Origin of the sequence: Gemmiger formicilis (assembly GCF_018784445.1) — a bacterium.
In the GTDB taxonomy this organism is placed as follows: domain Bacteria; phylum Bacillota; class Clostridia; order Oscillospirales; family Ruminococcaceae; genus Gemmiger.
Genome location: NZ_WQOH01000014.1, coordinates 1 through 18,101 on the forward strand (window position 1 = coordinate 1; position 18,101 = coordinate 18,101).

The 18,101-nt window shown below is 58.1% G+C and carries 21 protein-coding genes and 1 tRNA gene; 12 read left to right on the forward strand and 10 right to left on the reverse strand.

Going from position 1 to position 18,101, the window contains the following annotated elements; genetic code table 11:
* Positions 1–140: 140 nt before the first annotated feature.
* Positions 141–716 carry a xanthine phosphoribosyltransferase gene (locus GPK89_RS04930; protein ID WP_215691833.1) on the reverse strand — a complete coding sequence of 192 codons (576 nt, stop codon included), beginning with the start codon at positions 714–716 and terminating at the stop codon, positions 141–143.
* A gap of 299 nt (positions 717–1,015) precedes the next feature.
* On the opposite strand from GPK89_RS04930, the gene GPK89_RS04935 reads away from it, so the two are divergent.
* The 5 genes from GPK89_RS04935 (at position 1,016) to GPK89_RS04955 (ending at position 5,942) form a co-directional block, all read left to right on the forward strand.
* The gene (locus tag GPK89_RS04935; protein ID WP_215691834.1) at positions 1,016–2,242 is read left to right on the forward strand and encodes an ABC transporter substrate-binding protein; all 1,227 of its coding nucleotides are present in this window, start codon (positions 1,016–1,018) and stop codon (positions 2,240–2,242) included.
* 241 nt (positions 2,243–2,483) lie between these two features.
* Positions 2,484–3,368 carry a branched-chain amino acid ABC transporter permease gene (locus GPK89_RS04940; protein WP_215691835.1) on the forward strand — a complete coding sequence of 295 codons (885 nt, stop codon included), beginning with the start codon at positions 2,484–2,486 and terminating at the stop codon, positions 3,366–3,368.
* A gap of 10 nt (positions 3,369–3,378) precedes the next feature.
* Positions 3,379–4,458 (forward strand): branched-chain amino acid ABC transporter permease, encoded by a 1,080-nt coding sequence (locus tag GPK89_RS04945; RefSeq protein WP_215691836.1) that lies wholly within the window; start codon positions 3,379–3,381, stop codon positions 4,456–4,458.
* Positions 4,459–5,220, forward strand: coding sequence for an ABC transporter ATP-binding protein (locus GPK89_RS04950; protein WP_215691837.1), 762 nt, complete (start codon positions 4,459–4,461; stop codon positions 5,218–5,220).
* 11 nt (positions 5,221–5,231) lie between these two features.
* A complete protein-coding gene (locus GPK89_RS04955; RefSeq protein WP_337555962.1) occupies positions 5,232–5,942 on the forward strand; it encodes an ABC transporter ATP-binding protein in 711 nt (236 codons plus the stop codon).
* A gap of 153 nt (positions 5,943–6,095) precedes the next feature.
* On the opposite strand, the gene GPK89_RS04960 is transcribed toward GPK89_RS04955, so the two are convergent.
* The 5 genes from GPK89_RS04960 to GPK89_RS04980 form a co-directional block, all read right to left on the reverse strand.
* Positions 6,096–6,758 carry an ABC-2 transporter permease gene (locus tag GPK89_RS04960; RefSeq protein ID WP_215691839.1) on the reverse strand — a complete coding sequence of 221 codons (663 nt, stop codon included), beginning with the start codon at positions 6,756–6,758 and terminating at the stop codon, positions 6,096–6,098.
* Positions 6,755–7,615: an ABC transporter ATP-binding protein gene (locus GPK89_RS04965; protein WP_215691840.1), complete on the reverse strand. Its 861-nt coding sequence runs from the start codon at positions 7,613–7,615 to the stop codon at positions 6,755–6,757. Before GPK89_RS04965 ends, GPK89_RS04960 begins: the two co-directional genes overlap by 4 nt.
* Before the next feature lie 3 nt (positions 7,616–7,618).
* The gene (locus GPK89_RS04970) at positions 7,619–7,990 is read right to left on the reverse strand and encodes a GntR family transcriptional regulator (protein WP_215691841.1); all 372 of its coding nucleotides are present in this window, start codon (positions 7,988–7,990) and stop codon (positions 7,619–7,621) included.
* Between the two features lie 150 nt (positions 7,991–8,140).
* Positions 8,141–8,716, reverse strand: a complete 576-nt coding sequence (locus GPK89_RS04975; protein ID WP_215691842.1) for a DUF4364 family protein — start codon at positions 8,714–8,716, stop codon at positions 8,141–8,143.
* 104 nt (positions 8,717–8,820) lie between these two features.
* Positions 8,821–9,729 (reverse strand): S1 RNA-binding domain-containing protein, encoded by a 909-nt coding sequence (locus tag GPK89_RS04980; protein ID WP_215691843.1) that lies wholly within the window; start codon positions 9,727–9,729, stop codon positions 8,821–8,823.
* Positions 9,730–9,864: 135 nt separating this feature from the next.
* On the opposite strand from GPK89_RS04980, the gene GPK89_RS04985 reads away from it, so the two are divergent.
* From GPK89_RS04985 to GPK89_RS05015, 7 genes are all read left to right on the forward strand, one after another.
* Complete coding sequence (locus GPK89_RS04985; RefSeq protein WP_215691844.1) at positions 9,865–10,053, forward strand: DUF951 domain-containing protein; 189 nt, start codon at positions 9,865–9,867, stop codon at positions 10,051–10,053.
* Positions 10,054–10,218: 165 nt separating this feature from the next.
* Positions 10,219–11,307, forward strand: a complete 1,089-nt coding sequence (prfA, locus tag GPK89_RS04990; RefSeq protein WP_215691845.1) for a peptide chain release factor 1 — start codon at positions 10,219–10,221, stop codon at positions 11,305–11,307.
* 1 nt (position 11,308) lies between these two features.
* Positions 11,309–12,328: an L-threonylcarbamoyladenylate synthase gene (locus tag GPK89_RS04995; protein WP_215691846.1), complete on the forward strand. Its 1,020-nt coding sequence runs from the start codon at positions 11,309–11,311 to the stop codon at positions 12,326–12,328.
* A complete protein-coding gene (gene coaE, locus GPK89_RS05000; RefSeq protein WP_215691847.1) occupies positions 12,325–12,930 on the forward strand; it encodes a dephospho-CoA kinase in 606 nt (201 codons plus the stop codon). The genes GPK89_RS04995 and coaE overlap by 4 nt, the downstream gene beginning before the upstream one ends.
* A complete protein-coding gene (locus GPK89_RS05005) occupies positions 12,923–13,510 on the forward strand; it encodes a lytic transglycosylase domain-containing protein (protein ID WP_215691848.1) in 588 nt (195 codons plus the stop codon). Before coaE ends, GPK89_RS05005 begins: the two co-directional genes overlap by 8 nt.
* A gap of 18 nt (positions 13,511–13,528) precedes the next feature.
* On the forward strand, positions 13,529–14,920 hold the full coding sequence (locus GPK89_RS05010; protein WP_215691849.1) for an aminopeptidase: 1,392 nt from the start codon (positions 13,529–13,531) through the stop codon (positions 14,918–14,920).
* Positions 14,921–15,013: 93 nt separating this feature from the next.
* Positions 15,014–15,089, forward strand: a tRNA-Thr gene (locus GPK89_RS05015).
* A gap of 191 nt (positions 15,090–15,280) precedes the next feature.
* Here the strand turns inward: GPK89_RS05015 and GPK89_RS05020 are convergent.
* From GPK89_RS05020 to GPK89_RS05035, 4 genes are read right to left on the reverse strand one after another with little or no spacing between them, the layout of a single operon-like run.
* Positions 15,281–15,823, reverse strand: coding sequence for a methylated-DNA--[protein]-cysteine S-methyltransferase (locus tag GPK89_RS05020; protein WP_215691850.1), 543 nt, complete (start codon positions 15,821–15,823; stop codon positions 15,281–15,283).
* Positions 15,820–16,677, reverse strand: coding sequence for a hypothetical protein (locus GPK89_RS05025; RefSeq protein ID WP_215691851.1), 858 nt, complete (start codon positions 16,675–16,677; stop codon positions 15,820–15,822). The genes GPK89_RS05020 and GPK89_RS05025 overlap by 4 nt, the downstream gene beginning before the upstream one ends.
* Positions 16,678–16,689: 12 nt before the next feature.
* Complete coding sequence (locus GPK89_RS05030) at positions 16,690–16,911, reverse strand: hypothetical protein (protein ID WP_215691852.1); 222 nt, start codon at positions 16,909–16,911, stop codon at positions 16,690–16,692.
* Positions 16,912–16,943: 32 nt separating this feature from the next.
* Positions 16,944–18,044, reverse strand: coding sequence for a hypothetical protein (locus tag GPK89_RS05035; RefSeq protein ID WP_215691853.1), 1,101 nt, complete (start codon positions 18,042–18,044; stop codon positions 16,944–16,946).
* Positions 18,045–18,101: the final 57 nt, after the last annotated feature.

Sequence of the window (18,101 nt, forward strand, 5' to 3'; positions counted from 1 at the left end):
GGTACTCCTTTTGGCATAGCAAAACACCCCACTTGTTAGATAGTATATCATACTGTCTAACAAATGGGGTGCTGTTCAGATTACAGCGATCCGGGGATTTTTTATACATTATAAAATTATAAAAAGGAACAGGCAGCAAGTTACTGCTCACGGAAGGTCAGCTGATCGTCGCTCATGGTATCCACGATCGCCAGACTTGCCAGTTTGTACCCGGCGGCGCGCAGCTCGGCACCACCCGGCTGGAAGCCCTTCTCAATGCAGATGCCGATGCCGCCCACGGTGGCACCCGCTTGGGCGCAGACATCCAGCAGGCCCTTCATGGCCTTGCCGTTGGCAAGAAAGTCGTCCAGAATCAGCACTTTGTCAGCGGGGGAGAGGAACTTCTTGGCGAGGGTGATATCGTAATCACGGCCGTAGGTATAAGAATGTACGGTGGAAGTGTAAACGTCGCCGTCGATGTTCTTGCTCTTGGCCTTCTTGGCAAAGACGACCGGCACATTGAAATGTCGCGCGGTCATGCAGGCAATGGCAATGCCGGATGCCTCAATGGTGAGAATCTTGTTGATGCCGTCGTCCTTGAAGATGCGGTAGAACTCCTCACCGATCTTGTCCAGCAGGTCTACGTCCAGCTGGTGATTCAAAAAGCAATCCACCTTCAGGACATTGCCGGGACGAACCTGCCCCTGCTCCATAATGCGCTCCTCCAGAAGTTTCATCTGCGATGATGCCCCTTTCACAAAGTCAATCAAATTATCTTCTATTATGACAAACTCTGCCACATTTTGCAAGCGTTTTCTCTAAAAAAGTCGCGCCAAAATGTCAAGATGACAACCTGATAATATTTTGTAATACATTTTTGTGAAATTTCCCATAAATAGGGGAAATGCACACCGCAACACTGTTGATTTGTATTATTGCATTTTTGCGAACAAAAGATTATAATTTACTCAACAAAACAGCACAGGGTCGTGCGGACCTACGAATGTGCTGCTTGTGTTTTTAGGAGGGAATTACAATGAAAAAACTCGTTAGCTCTGTGCTGGCGGCTTCCATGGTGTTGAGCCTGGCCGCCTGCGGTTCTACCGCATCTACCGACACTGCTTCTTCCGAGGCTGCCTCTGAGGCAGCTTCTACCGCCGCTACCACCGAGGCAGCAGGCGAGGGCTCCGGCGCTTACACCGGCACCCCCATCAAGATCGGCGGCATCGGCCCTGTCACCGGCGGTGCTGCTATTTACGGCCAGGCCGTTAAGAACGCCGAGGAGCTGGCCGTCAAGGAGATCAACGCCGCCAACGGCAGCGATGTCTTTGAGTGGAAGTTCGAGGACGATGAGCATGACGCCGAGAAGAGTGTCAACGCCTACAACACCCTGAAGGACTGGGGCCTGCAGGTTCTGGCCGGCCCTGTCACCACCACCCCGTCCATTGCCGTTGCCGCCGAGACCGCCAATGACAACCTGTTTATGATGACGCCTTCCGCTTCTGCGCCCGCTGTCATCGAGAGCGGTGACAATGTGTTCCAGATCTGCTTTACCGACCCCAACCAGGGCGTTGCCTCCGCAGATTATATCGCAGAAAACAAGCTCGGCACCAAGGTCGGCATCATCTATGACTCCTCCGATGCCTATTCTTCCGGTATTTATGAGAAGTTCAAGGCCGAGGCCGATGCCAAGGGGCTGGAGATCGTTGCCGCAGAGGCATTCACCGCTGACAACAAGTCTGACCTGTCCACGCAGGTTGCCAAGTGCCAGCAGGCTGGCGCTGATCTGGTGTTCCTGCCCATCTACTATCAGGAGGCTTCCCAGATTTTGATTGCTGCTAACAAGAGCGGCTATGAGCCCACCTTCTTTGGCTGCGACGGTATGGACGGCATCCTGACCATCGAGGGCTTTGACACCTCTCTGGCCGAGGGTCTGATGCTCCTGACCCCGTTCGCTGCAGACGCACAGGATGAAAAGACGCAGGCCTTTGTCTCCGCTTACAAGGAGGCCTACGGTGACACCCCGAACCAGTTCGCTGCCGATGCTTACGATGTCGTCTACGCCATCTATCAGGCTGCGGTTGCCGGCGGCATCAACGGCGACATGGATGCCTCTGACGTCTGCGATGCTCTCAAGGCTCAGTTCACCAGCATGACCTTTGACGGTCTGACCGGCGATGGCATGACCTGGGATGCCTCCGGTGCGGTTTCCAAGGCTCCTAAGGCTGTTGTGATCAAGGACGGCGCTTACGCAGCCATGTAATTCCGGCACGGCGCACGTAAACTGATTTTTCCGTTGCCAATGGGGGCTGCCGGACATAGGGTTCGGCAGCCCTTTTTCGTTTGCACTGCACGATTTCCGACAAAGACACTTGTTTTTTACAGAAATACAGGCAAACCCATTGTTTTAGCCGCAGATTTGTGCTACGATAATTTTATATTTTCCTGCTTGTCTGCGGCGTATCGACCGGCAGGGGAAAAGATAGAGTGAGGTGTATTACGCAATGCAGTTTTTATCCTACCTAATCAACGGCATCAGCCTGGGCAGTGTTTACGCATTGATCGCCCTGGGGTATACCATGGTCTACGGCATTGCCAAGATGTTGAACTTCGCCCACGGCGATGTCATCATGATCGGCAGCTATGTCGTCTTCTTTGCTTTCGGCTCTGCGGGCATGAACCCGGTGCTGGCCATCGTCCTTTCGATGGTCGTCTGCACGGTGCTCGGCGTCACGATCGAGCGCGTCGCTTACCGCCCGCTGCGTGAAGCACCGTCCCTGGCTGTCCTGATCACGGCCATCGGCGTCAGCTACCTTTTGCAGCAGGTGGCCCAGCTGGCCTGGTCCTCCAACCCCAAGAGCTTCACCTCCGTTGTCTCCGGCATGAAGCCTATCTCTCTGTTTGACGGTCAGCTGACCATCTCCGCTGAGACGGTCGTCACCATCATCGCCTGCGTCATCATCATGGTGGCGCTGATCTGGTTCGTCAACCACACGTCCGCCGGCCACGCCATGCAGGCTGTGTCCGAGGATCGCGGCGCTGCTCAGCTGATGGGCGTCAACGTCAACGCCACCATTTCGCTGACCTTCGCCATCGGCTCTGCGCTGGCGGCGGTGGCTGGTGCGTTGCTCTGCTCGTCCTACCCGACCTTGCAGCCCACCACCGGCGCTATGCCCGGTATCAAGGCCTTCGTGGCCGCTGTTTTCGGCGGCATCGGCTCCATCCCGGGCGCGTTCCTGGGCGGCATCCTGCTGGGCATCATCGAGAACCTGAGTAAGGCCTACATTTCCACCCAGCTGTCCGACGCAATCGTGTTCCTTGTCCTGGTCGTGGTGCTCATTGTTAAACCCACCGGCCTGCTGGGCAAAAAAGTCAATGTGAAGGTTTGAGGTGGCTGCTATGTTGAAAAATATGAAAAAGTCCACCAAGAGCAACCTCATTACGCTGGGGATCGTCGTCGGCTTCTACGTGCTCATTCAGATTCTGGGTGCAGTCGGCGCACTGACCAATTCCTTCTCCGGTCAGCTGGTGCCCATCTGCGCTTACGTTATCCTGGCCGTTTCGCTGAACCTGACCGTCGGCATCCTGGGCGAATTGAGCTTGGGCCACGCCGGCTTCATGAGCGTCGGCGCGTTCTCCGGCACGCTGGCCTATGTGGTGCTGTCTGAAAACGCCCCGCAGCCCCTCGCCATGCTGGTGGCCTTCGTAGTCGGCGGCGTTGTGGCGGGCCTGTTCGGCGTGTTGGTCGGCATCCCGGTTCTGCGTCTGTCCGGCGACTACCTGGCCATCGTCACGCTGGCTTTCGGTGAGATCGTAAAGAACGTCATGAACGCCTGCTATCTGGGCCTGGATTCCCACGGTCTGCACTTCTCGCTGAAGGACACCGCCTCGCTGAACATGGAGGTGGACGGCAAGGTGCTTATCAACGGTGCTATGGGCATCACCGGCATCAAGAAGGCCTCCACCTTCGCCGTCGGCATCGTGCTGGTCATCATCACGCTGCTGGTCATTCTGAACCTTGTCAACTCCCGCGCGGGCCGCGCCATCAAGGCCATCCGCGATAACGAGATCGCCGCCCGCTCGGTGGGCATCCCCATCACGAAGTACAAGCTCATGGCGTTCGTCACATCCGCTGTCTTTGCAGGCATCGCTGGTGTACTCTACGCGCTGAACTATTCCTCTCTGGTCGCGAAAAAGTTCGACTACAACACCTCCATCCTGATTCTCGTGTTCGTCGTTCTGGGCGGCATCGGCAACCTGCGCGGCTCGGTCATTGCGGCCGCCGTGCTGACCGTTCTGCCCGAGCTGCTGCGCAGCATGAACGACTACCGTATGCTGATTTATGCCATCGTGCTGATCGTGGTCATGATCTTCAACCAGAGTCCTGAAATGATCGCCTTGCGCAAGCGGCTGACCGCCCGTTTCCGCAAGGAAGGCGCGGACAAGAAGGACGCAAAAGAGAAAAAGGGGGTGGCGTAAATGGCACTGTTGGAAGTCAGTAACTTAGGCATTGCGTTCGGCGGCCTGCAGGCCGTTGCGCAGCTGGACCTTTCGATTGAAAAAGGCCACCTGTATGGTCTCATCGGCCCCAACGGCGCGGGCAAGACGACGGTTTTCAATATGCTGACCGGCGTCTACAAGCCTACCGAGGGCAATATCGTTCTGGACGGCAAGGATATCACGGGCCAGAACCCTGAGCTTATCAGCAAATCCGGCATCGCCCGTACCTTCCAGAATATCCGCCTGTTCAACGAAATGTCGGTAATTGACAACGTCAAGGTCGGCCTGCACAACCAAATCAAGTACGGTATGTGGACCGGCATCCTGCGTCTGCCCGCTTTCAAAGAGAAAGAGCACGAGATGAACCGCGAGGCCATGAAGCTGCTCAAAATCTTTGACCTGGATAAAGAGGCTAACTACAAGGCCAGTCAGCTGCCCTACGGCAAACAGCGCAAGCTGGAGATTGCCCGCGCCCTGGCCACGAACCCGAAGCTGCTGCTGCTGGATGAGCCTGCCGCCGGCATGAACCCCAACGAGACGGAAGAGCTGATGCACACCATCCACAGCGTGCGTGACCAGTTCGGCGTTGCCATCCTGCTTATCGAGCATGATATGAACTTTGTCATGGGCATCTGCGAGGAGATCACTGTGCTGGACTACGGCCGTGTGATTGCCCGCGGCGATGGCAAATCCATCCGCAACAACCCGAAGGTCATTGCGGCATATCTGGGAGGTGACTGACGATGGGCGAGATGCTTTCTGTCAAAAATATCAATGTTTTTTATGGTTCTATCCACGCCATCAAGGATGTGTCCTTCCATGTCAATGAGGGCGAGATCGTCACGCTGATCGGCGCGAACGGCGCAGGCAAGACCACGACGATGCACGCCATTTCCGGCCTGCTGAAATTGCGGAGCGGCGAGATCGATTACTGCGGCCAGACCATCAGCAAGATGGAGCCGCATAAAATCATCCGTCTAGGTCTGGCCCAGGTGCCGGAGGGCCGCCGCGTGTTCAGCGGCCTGACAGTGCAGCAGAATTTGCAGATGGGCGCGTACACCCGCCGCGACGGCAAAGAGGCCATCCAGAATGACTTCGACATGGTGTTCGATCTGCTGCCGCGCTTGAAGGAGCGCCGCAACCAGCCCGCCGGTACACTTTCCGGCGGCGAACAGCAGATGCTAGCCATGGGCCGCGCCCTGATGTGCAAGCCGAAGATGCTGCTGCTGGACGAGCCGTCCATGGGTCTGTCTCCGCTGCTGGTCAAGGAGATTTTCAGAATCATCCGCCAAGTCAACCGCAACGGCGTGACCGTCCTGCTTGTTGAGCAGAACGCGAAGATGGCGTTGGAGATCGCCAACCGCGCCTATGTCCTGGAAACCGGCACGATCAAGATGGAAGGCGAAGCCACCGAGCTCGCCAACAACATCGAGGTCCGCAAAGCATATCTGGGCTGCGAATAAGTGCATACTAAAAAATCCTGTGTCCGCAAAAGGACACAGGATTTTTTGCTATAAAGCCTCCCTTGTAGGGGCGAGCATTGCTCGCCCGCAGGGGAGCCGCACACACACGTAGGGGCGGATTCCATATCCGCCCGGGCACATTGCGGCAGGAACTCAGTATTCCTTCCGCTTATAAATCCCCACGCATACCTTATAGCTCACAAAATACACCGCCAGCAGCCCCACAAACGCTGCAACCAGCCCCGTCAGCAACACTTCGTCGGAGGCATTGAACAGCTGCATCAAATCAGGCGAGACGGAAGCGACCAGCCCAATACAACCGCCGAGCACACCGATGATCAGAAACAGCCAGCTGCGGGCCTTGACACTGTTGAACCGATAGGACAGCGGCAGCAAAAGCGCGACCAACAGCAGCGCCATGCTGCCGCAGGCCAGCAGGGCTGCCAGACACTCGAGGGGCGGTACTTTATACGAGGTGTGCCAGAACAGCAGAGGCGGCAGCACATTGTTCAGCGCCACGATCAGCACCGTACACACTGTGCCCAGCGCCAGCCCGCACAGCCCAAACAGGTATTTGCTGCCCACAAGCTGCGCGGGTGTTACGGGCAGCGTGCGGGCGTAGATGTCCCAATGGGAGTTCTCGTCAAACGAAATCGTGGAGGTGATCAGAATGGAAAATACAACGAGCAATGCATAGGCCATCCCGGTCTGCCCGGTCAGAATGCTGATGCCGCCGTAGAGGAGCGCGATAAAAAATACAGACTGTTTGTAGGAACTTGTCAGAATGGCCCATTCTTTATACAAAAGTCCTTTCATTGCGCATCCCTCCCGCTATAAAACCGCATAATATCATCGAGCCTTGCCGCGTCGCAGACGGCCTCCGGCAGAAGCTCCTGCACGGTGTGCCGTTCCCTGACCAGACTTTCACACCCATAGGCCCCGCGCCTGGTGAACACCACCAGCCCGGCGGGCAGGGAAGTCAGTACATCCTCGCCGCAGTGCAGCACGCCGTAGCTTTGCAGCAGCTCGTCCTTGTTCTCGTGGAACAGCAGCTGCCCATTGTGCAGGTAGGCGATAGAATCTGCCACCTGCTCCAAATCGGCGGTGATATGGCTGCTCATGATGATGCTGTGCCGCTCGTCCTGAATGAACTCCAAAAACAGGTCCAGCAGCTCACCGCGCACCACCGGATCCAGTCCGGCCGTGGCCTCATCCAGCACCAGCAGCTCGGGGTCATGGGCCAGTGCGGCAGCCAGGCTCAATTTCAACCGCATACCGCGGCTGTACTCCTTGAGTTTTTTGCCAGCGTCCAGCCCAAAGCGGCGCAGATACCCGGCAAAGGTTTCAGCATTCCACCGCGCTCCATACACGCCCGTCATGCTGCGGCCAACCTGTGCGGCGGTGAAGCTCCCGTAGAAAAAGGCATCCTCAAACACAACGCCAATCTTAGCACGAGTGGCGGCATCGGCAGGAGAGCCGCCCAGCAGGTCGACCGTGCCGTCATCCGCCCGGTTGACGCCGCAGAGGATTTTCAAAAGCGTCGTCTTGCCTGCGCCGTTCTCGCCGATCAGCCCGACGATGTTGCCTGCGGGCACGGTCATATCAACCGGCCCAAGGGTAAAGTCTTTGTACTGCTTCGTGATGCCGCGTAAAGCGGCGGTGCTTGCTGCCATAGGTCAGCCCTCCCACAAAAGGCGCAGAGTCTCTGCGACCTCGTCGTAGCCGATACCGCCCAACCGCGCGGCGTCCACCGCGCCTTGCAGGCAGTCCTCGACCTTTTTCAAATGTTCTTCGCGCAGCAGGGCGGGATTTTGCTCGGCGACAAAGCTGCCCCGGCCCTGCTGGGTCAGGATAAAGCCGTCGCGCTCCAAATCCTCATACGCGCGCTTGGTCGTGATGACGCTGATGCGCAACTCCTTCGCCAACAGGCGGATGCTGGGCAGCGCGTCCCCGGGACGCAGCGCACCGGACAAGATTTGCTGCTTGATCTGCCGCGTGATCTGCGCGTAGATCGGCTCTTGCCCGGCATTGGATAGATAAATCTGCATAGTGTAGAAGCTCCTTGTAGTCGAACTGTACATATTCTATATTTACAGTATATACACGCTATGCACAGTTGTCAAGGGGGATGGCACAAAAAATCCCCTGCACCCGTAAGGGTGCAGGGGCGAAAGGCTTCCCCCTAAGGGGGGGAGGTGTTATTGCAGCGCTGCCGGCGGCCGATCATCCTCACTGCCGGGCTGGGTCAGTGTATCCATGAGCTTGGGATAGATATCGCTGCCGTGGGCGATAAAATTGTTTTTTATCATCTCTGCGGTCAGCTTATCCGGCATGGCCAGCTCCAGGCGGAATACATCGCTGCCCATATCGCCAATCGAACAGACTACGCTGTACTTGCCGTCCGTCTCCTGCACCACGGCACGGTTCGACGCGGCGCGGTGGTTCCAGCTGCGTATCTGCATCACGGCGCGGATGGCGCTTTCCCGCACGGTGCGGGGCAGGTCGTAGGCCAGTGTGTCGGCTACGGTGGAGCCTTTCTGGGTGATAACATACCGCCCCTCGCCATCGATGGTAACGAGCTTCTGCTTTTCCACCTCGACCAGCGCGTCGGCGAACTCAAAATAATTGACAAGCTGCTCCTGCAAGATCGCGCCCTGCATGGTGTCGCGCTTTACAGGGCCTGCCACTTTGACCAGGTAGCAGAGCAAAATGCGAATTTGTGTGTCGTCGGTAAGGCCGCCGGGACGCACACCGGCGGTAAATGCTTCTGCCATCGCAACCACTTCCTCGAAAAATTTTCATTACTTTATTATACACGCAGCGGCGGGCTGTGGCAAGATGGCAAATTTCAAAAGTGACAAAAATGGGATGCCAAAATTCAAAATACCGTCTCGATCTGTTTGTGGCTCTGGGGCGTCGAGTAGGTCCAGCGCTTCAGCCGCCCGCGGGTCACAAAGTAGTGCGGCTCAAACCGCAGGGGCTGGCCCAGATTTTTGTTTACCACCACGAGCTTTATCTTCATCTTGTCAGGCAGGATGTTCTTGATGTACACGCTCACGGCCTGGCCCGGGCGCAGGGTGCTGTCTGCTTCGGCAAGGCCCGCCAGGTTCGGCGCTATCTCGATAAAAACGCCGTAATCCTCGACGCTGCGCACAATACCCACGACGGTCTCCCCGGCGGCAAAGCAGGCGGCGTTCTCGCTCCATGTGCCCAAAAGCTCCCGCAGTGTCAGCACGATGCGCCCCTGCACATCGCGGTTCTTGATGGCGCACAAAAGCTGCTGGCCCACCTGTACTCGGTCGGCGGGGGAGGCAATACGGCTGACCGAAAGGCAGTCGATGGGCAAAAGCGCCGCAATGCCGCAGCCGATATCACAGAACGCGCCGAAATTTTCAATGTGGGTCACGGTGCAGGGGATGACGCTGCCCGCTTCCAGCGTGTCCAGGTACTGTGCCCGGCAGCGGCGCTGGGCCTCCGCGCGGGAGAGCAGGTAATATTCCTCGCCGTTTTCGTCAAACTCGGTTCCCATGATGACAAAGCAGGTCGGGCGGCCCACCCGGGTCAGCACGGCAATGTCCTTCACGGTCTCGCCGGGGGCAGCGTCCACACAATCCGCAAAGGGCATAATGCCCCGCACACCGCCCAGCTCAAACCGCAGCCGACGCTCGGTATCGTAGGCAAGGGCGGTGCTTTGCAGCACTTCGCCGTTCGCCATGCAGCGGCTCAGTTCCTCGCGGTTCAGGTGGTTCGCGTTGCGGCAAAGACCTTCAGCTCTGAATTCCAACATTTTCGGTTCCTCATTTCTTCTAAAATTTAGGGTGTGTTTGTGATAACTTGCTAAACTTTTATGCGGGATGTTTGCAAAACAATACCGGCTGTACTATAATAGAACTGATATTTTTTAAGAAAGGCGGTGTGCCGTATGGACGTACAGGTCGGGGACGTGATCCAGACCAAGAAGCCGCACCCCTGCGGTGCGAACCGTTTCGATGTACTGCGTGTGGGCATGGATTTCAAAATCAAGTGCCAGGGCTGCGGGCATGAAATTATGCTGCCCCGCGCCAAGATCGAGCGCAACATCAAAAAAGTTCTGCGCACGGGCGAGCAGTAGCGGGCTTTGCACAACGTATTGGCAACTTTTTCGGGCGGGTATGGAATCCGCCCCTGCGTGTAGGGGGCGATGCTTGCATCGACCCGGGAACTTGGCGGCAGCCGTAAAGCTCCGCGGGCAAATACTGTTTGCCCCTACAAAATGACCATGTGCAAAGGAGAACCCATGCAGAATTTTACTGAACTTTATGAGGTCGAGCGCCGCTATGAGGAGCTTGCCCACAAAATGTCCACGCCCGACGCGGCCGCCAACGCCGACGAGTATGCGCGGATGATGCGTGATTACAAAGAACTTACCCCCTTGATCGAAGAATACCGCCGTTATACCGACCTGCAGCAGCAGGAGAAGGACGCCAAAGAAATGCTGGCTGCCGAATCGGATCCGGCGTTTGCTGCTATGGTACAGCAGGAACTCTGCGAAATTGCCCGGAATCTGGCACAGAGCGAAGAGAATTTGCGTTTGCTGCTTATCCCCAAGGACGCCGACGACGAAAAAAGCGTTATTTTGGAAATTCGCGCCGGTGCCGGCGGTGAGGAAGCGGCCTTGTTTGCCCATAGCCTGTGGCGCATGTACACGATGTACGCCGCCAGGCGCGGCTGGCAGTGCGAGACCATCAGCGCCAATGAGACAGAACTCGGCGGCGTGAAGGAAATTGTTTTCTCGGTCGAAGGCCCCGACGTGTACAGCCGCCTGAAATTTGAGAGCGGCGTCCACCGCGTCCAGCGCGTGCCCGAAACCGAGACCCAAGGGCGCATCCACACCTCAACGGTGACAGTTGCCGTCATGCCAGAAGCTGAGGAGGTCGAGCTGGAGATCAACCCGAAAGACCTGCGCATCGACACCTTCCGCTCCTCGGGCGCGGGAGGCCAGCACATCAACAAGACCTCGTCCGCCATCCGCGTGACCCACCTGCCTACCGGCATGGTGGTCGAATGCCAGGATCAGCGCAGCCAGCGGGAGAACAAGGACCGCGCCTTGAAAGTCCTGCGCAGCCGCCTTTTACAGCAAAAGCAGGACGCCTACGACGAGGAGTACAACGCCCGCCGCCAAAGCCAGGTGGGCAGCGGCGACCGCAGCGAAAAGATACGCACCTACAATTTCCCGCAGGACCGTGTGACCGACCACCGCATTGGGTTAACGCTACGCAACCTGCAGGGCGTACTGGACGGCGACTTGGACCGCGTGGTCGAGCCGCTGATTCTGGCCGACCGGAAAGAAAAGCTGAAACAGAGCAGCACAGAAGAAGGAAAGTAATATGAAAACACAGGTTTTGCCCATCACGCCGGAAAGCGTGGCACTGGCCGCCAAGCTCCTGCAGCAGGGCGAGCTGGTCGCCCTGCCCACCGAGACGGTCTACGGCATCGCCGCCGACGCCCGCAACGGCGCAGCGGTGAAAAAAATATTTGAAGCAAAGGGCCGCCCGCAGGATAACCCCCTCATCGTGCATATCTATGGGATGGAAATGCTGAACGGCATCGTCTCCGAAGTGCCCGAACGCGCCAAAAAGCTGGCGGCCGCCTTTTGGCCCGGCCCACTTACGATGGTCATGCCCCGCGGCCCCGAGGTCAGCGACGTGACCTGCGCAGGGCTGGACACCGTAGGCGTGCGTATGCCGTCCCACCCGGTCGTGCAGCAGGTGATTAAAGAAAGCGGCGTCGCCTTCGCCGCGCCCTCGGCGAACCTTTCCGGCAAGCCCAGCCCCACGAACGCTCCCGACACGCTGGCCGATATGGACGGCCGTCTGCCGCTGATTCTTGATGGCGGCGAGTCGAAGGTCGGCGTTGAGTCCACCGTTGTGGCCGTGACAGGGGAGCACCCGATGCTTTTGCGCCCCGGCTATGTCACGAAGGAGCAGATGGAAGCTGTCCTCGGCGAGGAAGTCCTCGTCAGCCCGGCCATTCTCGAAAAGCTCAAGGACGGCGAAGTTGCACGTTCGCCCGGCATGAAGTACAAGCACTACGCCCCCAAGGCACAGGTCACGATTCTCCACGGCAACTTTGACAAATACAAAACATTTGTCAAAGAGCACACCGCCCCCGGTGTCTGGGCACTCTGCTTTGACGGCGAGGGGGCCGAGTTGGGCGTGCCGTTCATTGAGTACGGCAAAAACCACGACGGCGTGACCCAGGCGCACCATCTGTTCACGGCGCTGCGCGATTTGGATAAACACGGCGCACAGGTCGTCTACGCCCGCTGCCCTGAGCAGGACGGCGTATCCATGGCCGTCTACAACCGCCTGATCCGCGCGGCGGCGTTCCGGGTGGTCGAACTATGAAGATTGTAGGCATTACCGGTCGTTCCGGCTGCGGCAAATCCAGTGCGACAAGTTTTTTGCGCACACAGGGGTATCCTTGTGTGGATGCAGACCTTGTGGCGCGGGAGGTCTTGCTGCCTGGCTCGGCCTGCATCCCGCAGCTGCAAGCGGCGTTCGGGACGGATATAGCCGATGAAAACGGCGAAGTGCGCCGCCGTCTGCTGGCGGACCGCGCCTTTGCAACGCCGGAGGGCACAGCCCGGCTGACGGCCATCACCCAGCCGGAGATCCTGCGCCGCATCGACGCTGCGCTGGCGGATGCCGAACGGGCAGGGGCGAAGCTCGCCTTTGTGGACGGTGCGGTCATCGTCGGCACGCCGTTTGAACAGCGCTGCGACGCTTTGATTCTCGTCACCGCGCCCTATGACACCAGCGTTGCCCGCATCTGTGCCCGAGACGGCATTGCGCCCGAAATGGCCCGCCGCCGCCTGGACGCCCAGACGCCTTTAGAGACGTTGCGCGCAGCTGCCACCGCCGAGCTTGTCAACGATGGCACGCCAGAGCAGCTGCGCGAAAAGCTGCAGCTTTTACTGCAAAAGCTGGAAAAGGAGGAACATGGCTAAACGTCAAAAACGCAAAAGGTCTGTGTTTCTGCCGCTGCTGGCGGTGCTGCTGGTGCTGGCCTTGGCAGGCACGGTCCTGTTTTCCGCCTTTCGGGAGAAGATAGACCGCTGGGAATACCCCCAGCGCTATGAGGAGTACGTTGAGTATTATGCCGGGAAATACGGCATAGATCCGATGATTCTGTACGCCTTCATCCGCACCGAAAGCAACTTCGACCCGAATGTGGATTCCGACGCCGGGGCACGCGGCCTGATGCAGATTACTGAGGTCACGTTCGACTGGATAAAAACGAAAATTGCCCCGACAGAGGATCTGACCTTCGACGATCTCTACGACCCCGAGACGAATATCCGCTTCGGCAGCTATTTCGTCAGCTACTGCCTGCTGCGGTACGACGACCACCTGGCCACCGCCGCGGCGGCCTACCACAACGGGGTAGGGGCCGTGGACGCGCTGCTGAAAGAAACGCAGTACTCGTCGGACGGCATCACGCTGGATCATTACCCCTACCCGCAGATGCGGCAGTATGTAAAGAAAATCACCGAGAGCTATCAACGCTACTCAGAGATATATAACTAAGAAAGAAGGATTTTCAAGATGAAAACCACTGAGGAACTCAAGAACCTGCTCTACAAAAATGAGACCGTGGCGGACGCTGCGCCCGACGCGATTGCTGCCGCGCAGGATTTCTGCGAGGGTTACAAGACTTTCCTGGATAACGCCAAGACCGAGCGCGAGGCCACCGCATACAGCGAGAAGCTGCTGACCGCCGCCGGCTACCAGAAGTTTGTGCCCGGCACGAACTACGCTCCCGGCACCAAGGTCTACACCATCAACCGCGAAAAGTGCGTGCTGGCTGCCACCATCGGCACCAAGGGCCTGGAGGAGGGCTTCCATCTGAACATTGCCCACATCGATTCCCCGCGTCTGGACCTGCGCCCGGTGCCGGTGTTTGAGAAAAACGGCATTGGCTACCTGCGCACCCACTATTACGGCGGCGTGCGCAAGTACCAGTGGCCCACCATCCCCCTGGCCCTGCACGGCGTTATCTACCGCACCGACGGCACCAAGGTCGAAGTCTGCATCGGCGAGAAGGACGACGACCCGGTTTTCTGCATTTCTGACCTGCTGCCCCACCTGGGTGCAAAGCAGAACGCCAAGACCCTGGCCGAGGGCATCACGGCCGAGGAACTGAACGTCATCATTGCGTCCCTGCCCATCGCTGATAAGGACGCTGAGCAGCGCGTCAAACTGAACGTGCTGGGCATGCTGAACGAGGCCTATGGCATCACCGAGCGCGACTTCACCCGCGCCGAGATCGAGGTCGTCCCCGCTCACAAGGCCCGTGATATCGGCCTGGACCGCGCCATGATCGGTGCCTACGGCCACGACGACCGCGTGGACGCCTATCCCGCCCTGATGGCCGAGATCGAGACGAAGACCCCGGCCTACACCTCCGTCTGCGTGCTGACTGATAAAGAGGAGACCGGCTCCGATGGCGTCACCGGCCTGAACAGTATGTACACCTTCCACTTCCTGCAGCAGCTCTGCGCAGGGCAGGGGGCAGACTACATCACCGCCTGCAAGGCCGCCAAGTGCCTGTCCGCCGATGTCACGGCCGCCTTTGACCCGACGTTTGCCGATGCCTTTGAACCGGACAACGGCACCTACGCGGGCTGCGGCGTGGCCATCTACAAGTATACCGGCTCCCGCGGCAAGTCCGGCACCAGCGATGCCTCTGCCGAGATGGTCAGCTACCTGACCGGTCTGATGGACAAGAATAACGTCATCTGGCAGATCGGCGAGATGGGCAAGCTGGATCTGGGCGGCGGCGGCACGGTTGCCAAGTATGTTGCCAACCAGGACATCGACACCATCGATATCGGCGTGCCGGTCATCTCGATGCACTCTCCGTTCGAGATCGTCTCCAAGGCGGATGTATATATGGCCTACCTGACCTTCAAGGCCTTCTGTGAGGACGCCGAGTAAGCAGCCCCTACACCAGGGCAGCAGAAATATTTTTTGCCGCAGGGTATTGACTTCTGTGCAAAAATCTGTATAATATTTACTGTTGCCTTGTGTGCTGGTGTGGCTCAGTTGGTAGAGCAGCTGATTCGTAATCAGCAGGTCGCCGGTTCAAGTCCGGCCACCAGCTCCATAAAATAAGCGCTGAAACGTGATGTTTCAGCGCTTATTTTTTTATGCTGTTTAAAATTGTGGGTTTTGACTACTTTTTGACTACCTACTATGATTTTATGTACGGTCAAGTAGCCTCGGCAGCGGGGAGATCGTCAACGAAATTGTGCAATAGCAAAAGCCACGGCAGGTGAGCTGTGGCTTTTGCTGCATTTATAGTTTTATAAGGCGGTGCTCCTGGCAGGGGACAAACAACTGCCGCATATCTGCCTTTTCCAGTTCCAGTAGCTTGATTTTTCGGTCAAGGCCCCCGGCGTAGCCGGTCAGGCTACCGTTTGTGCCCACAACGCGGTGGCAGGGGATGATGAGAGAGACCGCGTTGTGACCCACGGCCCCGCCCACCGCCTGGGCGGATACCCGGGCCGCGCCGGTCTGGGCTGCAAGCTGCCGGGCCAGTGCGCCGTAGGTGGTCGTCTGGCCGTAGGGAATCTGCAAAAGCAACGTCCACACTGCCTGCCGGAAAGGGGAGCCGACCAGGTGCAGCGGCGGTGTAAAATCCGGCTGCTGACCGCTGAAATACACATCCAGCCAGCGCCGTGCCTGGGTCAGTGGCGGCGTTTCCTGCACGGTATGTGCGGCGGGCAGGGTACTGGCAAAATATTTCTGCCCCTCAAACCACAGCCCAATCAGGCCGACTTCATCTGCCGCTAAAAGAATGTCGCCCAGTGGGGAGCCATAGCAACAGGTGGAAATCATTTCTGCCCTCCCGGGTCTTTCCCGGTTTCCGGGGCAGACTCCTCCGCCATAGGGGTGCTGTTGTTGGCGACGGGGATAAAACGCTTGGCAAACTTGCCTTTGCCGCGGCTGCGCACGTAGAAGTAGCCGATGATAGAAAACGTCAGTGCGCCGATGAAATTGACGAACAAATCTTCCATCGTATCCAGCAGGCCAATGTCCAGATACCCGCCCAGGCCCAGCGCGGTCTGGGTACCGTCAGTCTGCACAACGATGACGTCGGTGATGTTTTTCAGCACAATGGGTGTGTTGCCGCCGGTGGGGTCGAGCATGATCGAACCAATCGCGCTGACGACGGTGTCCTTCTGCATATCGAGGAAGAACAGCTGATCCATCGTACACTCAAAAAATTCCCAGATGACGCCCACTGTCATCGAAAAACAGAAGGACATAATGGCCAGATACAAGGGCGACAGGTGGAACCGCGCGTCGTTGTGCCGATTCAAAATGTCCAGAAGGGAAAACCCGATGGCCGCACACAAAAAGCCGTTCAGCGTGTGCAGGACTGTGTCCCAGTAGGGGAAGGTCACGTAGTACGCGCCGATCTCGCCTAGGATTTCCGCCGCATAAATAAACAGCAGTATGATGATTTCCAGTGTGTTGGGCAGGTCAAGGTCCAGCTTGCGCTCCAAGGTGCTGGGCAGCATGAACAAAATCAGCGTCAGAACGCAGAGAAATACGTTTTCAAAATTGCGGTTAAAAATCTGCGCCAGCATGACCAAAACGACTGAGGTGCGCAGCAGGATGTACACCATCGTGACGGAACGTTTTTCATGCCACGCTTTCTTGAGGGCTTCGAACTTCGGGTGGTCCATGTTTTCTCCTTCTTAATCGTCCAGCGTAAAATCCCGGGGGTCCAGCTCCGGCAAGACCTGGCGGCGCGGCACCCGCATCAAGGGGTCATAGCTGAATTTGCGGCAGCAGTAGTAGGGCGAAACAACGCCCTTGTGCTTGCACAGAATCATTTTGGGGTCGGCTGCCGTGGAACCGTGCAGGCAGTAGGCGCACGCTGGGGCAATATTGGCCCCATAGTAGAGCTTTTTAAACATTAGCCTCACCCTCAAAATACAAAAATATACCACTATTTATTATAAAGGTTTTGCCAGGCCTTGTAAAGGGCTGCGCAGAGAAAGACAAACCCCACCGCTGCAGCGTCGGGCGGCAGATGCAAAAGTGGTACGATCCGGGCAGAAAGCGTGCTGCACACCCCCACATCCCCCGGCAAAAACCGCACGCAGAACCGTAAAATGCCCTGCAAAAACACAAGATGCAGCAGGCGGCTGGCGAGCAGCACCTGCGGACAGAACGCTGCCCCGGCGAAGAGCTGCATCTGCGCCCAGACCGACACCCCCAGCAGGCTGAGCACTGCGCAGCAGCCGTACAGCGCCGCCTGCCCGCCCAGCACCGCAAAGTCCGCACACCCGGCGCTGACCTCCAACGCCGCGCTGACCAACACCGACGGTAGCGGAATCACTGCCCCCAGTACCGCGCCTGCCAGCCGGAAAAACACCACGCACCCGCAGACCGACAGCGAGGATGTGACAGCGGAGGTGATGGCGGTTGAAATGCTGACCTGTTGCACTGTAGGGGCGGACGCTTGCATCCGCCCGCGGGGCGGTGACGCGCATCGCCCCCCGCAGCCATCTCGCAGATCAGGTGTGTCCCCGCGCGTGCATCCACACGCCCCGAAAAGGCAAACCACCCCCGCCGCCAGATTCGCCCCGATCTGTGCCGCATACAGCACGACCCCTAGCCGCACATTGCCCAGCAGCAGCCCGCCCACACAGCCAATGACAAACCCCGGCCCGGAGCAGCACCCCAAAATTTGCAGCCGCACAGCGTCCCGGCGGGAAATTTTCCCCGTGTCGTATAGCTGCCCGGCTAATCTTGCGCACACGGCGTACCCGCCCACCCAGGAGAGCACGACCGCTTGGGTTGCTTCCGCAGATTCTAACCCCAGCACCCGCTGCAAAGGCCGCAGCAGCACGGCGGGCGGTGGGGCGGCCATCAGCAGTTCACACACCACAAAAAAAGGAAACAGCGCAGGCAGCACACTGTCAAGACAGAGTGCCGTGCCGCTGGCGAACCCCTGTTTCGCGGCCTGCGGCTCGGTCAGTACCAATACCCCCAGTACAGCCGCCGCGGCCGCTGTAAAAAAACGCCGATTTCTGCAAACGTTCATATTGCGCACCTCACAGCGTATACTGGACTGACAGATTTTTGCGGGGAGGGAACAGCC

Excerpts from the sequence above, each read along its gene's own strand:
- GPK89_RS04930 (WP_215691833.1), bottom strand. The coding sequence starts at position 716 with ATGAAACTTCTGGAGGAGCGCATTATGGAGCAGGGGCAGGTTCGTCCC.
- GPK89_RS04935 (WP_215691834.1), top strand. The coding sequence starts at position 1,016 with ATGAAAAAACTCGTTAGCTCTGTGCTGGCGGCTTCCATGGTGTTGAGC.
- GPK89_RS04940 (WP_215691835.1), top strand. The coding sequence starts at position 2,484 with ATGCAGTTTTTATCCTACCTAATCAACGGCATCAGCCTGGGCAGTGTT.
- GPK89_RS04945 (WP_215691836.1), top strand. The coding sequence starts at position 3,379 with ATGTTGAAAAATATGAAAAAGTCCACCAAGAGCAACCTCATTACGCTG.
- GPK89_RS04950 (WP_215691837.1), top strand. The coding sequence starts at position 4,459 with ATGGCACTGTTGGAAGTCAGTAACTTAGGCATTGCGTTCGGCGGCCTG.
- GPK89_RS04955 (WP_337555962.1), top strand. The coding sequence starts at position 5,232 with ATGCTTTCTGTCAAAAATATCAATGTTTTTTATGGTTCTATCCACGCC.
- GPK89_RS04960 (WP_215691839.1), bottom strand. The coding sequence starts at position 6,758 with ATGAAAGGACTTTTGTATAAAGAATGGGCCATTCTGACAAGTTCCTAC.
- GPK89_RS04965 (WP_215691840.1), bottom strand. The coding sequence starts at position 7,615 with ATGGCAGCAAGCACCGCCGCTTTACGCGGCATCACGAAGCAGTACAAA.
- GPK89_RS04970 (WP_215691841.1), bottom strand. The coding sequence starts at position 7,990 with ATGCAGATTTATCTATCCAATGCCGGGCAAGAGCCGATCTACGCGCAG.
- GPK89_RS04975 (WP_215691842.1), bottom strand. The coding sequence starts at position 8,716 with ATGGCAGAAGCATTTACCGCCGGTGTGCGTCCCGGCGGCCTTACCGAC.
- GPK89_RS04980 (WP_215691843.1), bottom strand. The coding sequence starts at position 9,729 with ATGTTGGAATTCAGAGCTGAAGGTCTTTGCCGCAACGCGAACCACCTG.
- GPK89_RS04985 (WP_215691844.1), top strand. The coding sequence starts at position 9,865 with ATGGACGTACAGGTCGGGGACGTGATCCAGACCAAGAAGCCGCACCCC.
- prfA (WP_215691845.1), top strand. The coding sequence starts at position 10,219 with ATGCAGAATTTTACTGAACTTTATGAGGTCGAGCGCCGCTATGAGGAG.
- GPK89_RS04995 (WP_215691846.1), top strand. The coding sequence starts at position 11,309 with ATGAAAACACAGGTTTTGCCCATCACGCCGGAAAGCGTGGCACTGGCC.
- coaE (WP_215691847.1), top strand. The coding sequence starts at position 12,325 with ATGAAGATTGTAGGCATTACCGGTCGTTCCGGCTGCGGCAAATCCAGT.
- GPK89_RS05005 (WP_215691848.1), top strand. The coding sequence starts at position 12,923 with ATGGCTAAACGTCAAAAACGCAAAAGGTCTGTGTTTCTGCCGCTGCTG.
- GPK89_RS05010 (WP_215691849.1), top strand. The coding sequence starts at position 13,529 with ATGAAAACCACTGAGGAACTCAAGAACCTGCTCTACAAAAATGAGACC.
- GPK89_RS05020 (WP_215691850.1), bottom strand. The coding sequence starts at position 15,823 with ATGATTTCCACCTGTTGCTATGGCTCCCCACTGGGCGACATTCTTTTA.
- GPK89_RS05025 (WP_215691851.1), bottom strand. The coding sequence starts at position 16,677 with ATGGACCACCCGAAGTTCGAAGCCCTCAAGAAAGCGTGGCATGAAAAA.
- GPK89_RS05030 (WP_215691852.1), bottom strand. The coding sequence starts at position 16,911 with ATGTTTAAAAAGCTCTACTATGGGGCCAATATTGCCCCAGCGTGCGCC.
- GPK89_RS05035 (WP_215691853.1), bottom strand. The coding sequence starts at position 18,044 with ATGAACGTTTGCAGAAATCGGCGTTTTTTTACAGCGGCCGCGGCGGCT.